This window comes from Bradyrhizobium sp. SHOUNA76 (assembly GCF_023006445.1).
In the GTDB taxonomy this organism is placed as follows: domain Bacteria; phylum Pseudomonadota; class Alphaproteobacteria; order Rhizobiales; family Xanthobacteraceae; genus Bradyrhizobium.
Window position 1 is genome coordinate 1 of record NZ_JALBHA010000714.1, and the last position, 2,442, is coordinate 2,442.

A 2,442-nucleotide genomic window follows, 5' to 3' on the forward strand; every position below is an offset into this window, starting at 1 on the left:
CCCGGCTGCGGCCCCCGCAGCTCCCGCCGCGCCCGCGCCGCGCGGCCCGATAATCCGGGAAGTGCCCAACCAATAGGCCAGAAAATCGTGGTTTTCGCCCCTTGCGGAGCGATCTCGTCGTTCTTATCTAGCCTCTAACGGCGACGTTGAGCGAAAACTCCGGCGCTGGGACGACCTTGGAATAGCTTGGGCTTGCGCCGGATGTACGCGCGGCCCGCCGTTCCGGGGTCGTTGGCATTTTAAGACCCCTTTTGGGGCATTTCCCACAGACCCCCCGGCTTGGCAGCGCAAGAACTTGGCAGCGTAAGACGCGGCGGATATACGCTGCCGTCATGAATGAAGCGATCAGACCGGGCTCCGACAATCCGCCGCAGGCTCAAGAGGGGCCGGAACTGTCGGTCATCGTCCCGACCTTCAACGAGCGCGACAATGTCACGGTATTGTACAGGCGGCTGGAAGCAACGCTTGCCAACGTCGCCTGGGAAGTCGTGTTCGTCGACGACAATTCGCCCGACGGCACCTGGGACGTCGTGCGCGCGCTGGCACAGCAGGACAGCCGCGTGCGTTGTGTCCGCCGCATCGGCCGTCGCGGCCTGTCGGGCGCCTGTATCGAAGGCATCCTGGCCTCGAGTGCGCCGTTTGTCGCGGTGATCGACGCCGATCTCCAGCACGACGAAGCGCAGCTGCCGAAGATGCTGTTGCTGCTCGCAAGCGATCAGGCCGACCTCGTCGTCGGCAGCCGCTACATCGAGGGCTACAAGAGCGAGGGCTTCAACAAGCAGCGCGCCGGCGCCAGCGCGCTCGCAACCGAGTTCGCAAGGAAGATGCTGCGGGTCGAGATCGCCGATCCCATGAGCGGCTTCTTCATGATGCGCCGCGATCGCTTCGAAGAGCTCGCGCCAAAGCTGTCCGTGCATGGCTTCAAGATCCTGCTCGACGTCGTCGCGACCGCGCACGGCACACTGCGGGCCGTCGAGATTCCCTACACTTTCGGCGCCCGCCAGCATGGTGAGAGCAAGCTCGATTCCATGGTTGCGCTCGATTTCCTCGGTCTCGTGCTCGCCAAGCTGAGCAACGACATCGTCTCGCTGCGCTTCATCCTGTTCGCGATGGTCGGCGGCATCGGCCTCGTGGTGCACCTGACCACGCTGTTCATAGGGCTTCAGCTGTTCAAGGCGCCGTTCGCGGAGGCGCAGGCCGCGGGTGCCATCGTCGCCATGACCAGCAATTTCGTCCTCAACAACTTCCTCACCTATCGCGACCAGCGACTGAAGGGTTTTGCGCTGCTGCGCGGCCTGATCGCCTTCTACATCGTGTGCAGCGTCGGCCTGCTCGCCAATGTCGGCGTTGCCTTCTCGGTGTACGACCAGGAGCCGATCTGGTGGCTGGCCGGCATGGCCGGTGCGCTGATGGGCGTAGTGTGGAACTACGCGATGTCAGGCCTGTTCGTCTGGCGCAAGAAGTAATCCGCGATGGGCGGGGCTGACGCGCGGATCGTCCGCAACACCGCGCTGCTGATTCTCGCGCTGGTGGCCCTGCGGCTCGTCGCGGCCGCGTTCACGCCGATCACGTTCGACGAAGCCTATTACTGGATGTGGTCGAAGAACCTGGCGGGCGGCTATTACGACCACCCGCCGATGGTCGCCTATGTGATCCGCGCCGGCACCCTGATCGCCGGCGATACCGAGCTCGGCGTCCGCCTGGTCTCGATCCTGCTGGCGCTGCCGATGAGCTATGCGGTCTATCGCTCTGCCGCGATCCTGTTCGGCGGTGCGCGCGTGGCCGCCACCAGCGCCATCCTGCTCAACGTGACCATGATGGCTTCCGTCGGCACGCTGATCGTGACGCCTGATGCGCCTCTTCTGGTCGCATCCAGCTTCGTGCTGTTCTTCCTCGCCAAGGTGCTGGAGACCGGGCGCGGCGCCTGGTGGCTCGCGGTCGGCGCCGCCGTCGGCGCGGCGCTGCTGTCGAAATACACGGCGATGTTCTTCGGGCTGGCGATCCTGATCTGGCTCGCTTCCGTGCCGAAACTCAGGCACTGGTTTCTCTCACCCTGGCCCTATCTCGGCGGCCTCGTTGCGCTCGCGCTGTTCGCTCCGGTGATCCTCTGGAATGCGGACCATCAATGGGTCTCGTTCACAAAGCAGCTCGGCCGCGCCAAGATCGAGGACTTTCGTCCGGTCTTCATCGCCGAGCTGATCCCGACCCAGATCGCGTTCGCGACCCCGCTCGTCTTCATCCTCGGCGCGATGGGCCTGCACGCGCTGACCTGGCGCAGGGCCGGCGCGCTGGCCTCGCGCGTGCTGATCGAGACGATGTTCTGGACCATCGTCGCCTATTTCGTCTGGCATTCGCTGCATGCCCGCGTCGAGGCCAACTGGTTCGCGCCGGTCTATCCGCCCTTCGTCGGCGCCGCGGCCGCCGCCGCCAACCTCGTGCAAT

2 protein-coding genes are annotated in these 2,442 nt (G+C 65.0%); both read left to right on the top strand.

Going from position 1 to position 2,442, the window contains the following annotated elements:
* The first annotated feature begins 332 nt into the window (after positions 1–332).
* The gene (locus tag MOV74_RS36050) at positions 333–1,466 is read left to right on the top strand and encodes a glycosyltransferase family 2 protein (RefSeq protein WP_246932022.1); all 1,134 of its coding nucleotides are present in this window, start codon (positions 333–335) and stop codon (positions 1,464–1,466) included.
* Between the two features lie 6 nt (positions 1,467–1,472).
* Positions 1,473–2,442 (top strand): glycosyltransferase family 39 protein (locus MOV74_RS36055; RefSeq protein WP_246932024.1); only part of this gene is annotated, 970 nt, incomplete at its 3' end.

Coding starts and splice junctions, on each gene's coding strand:
- MOV74_RS36050 (WP_246932022.1), top strand. CDS start 333: ATGAATGAAGCGATCAGACCGGGCTCCGACAATCCGCCGCAGGCTCAA.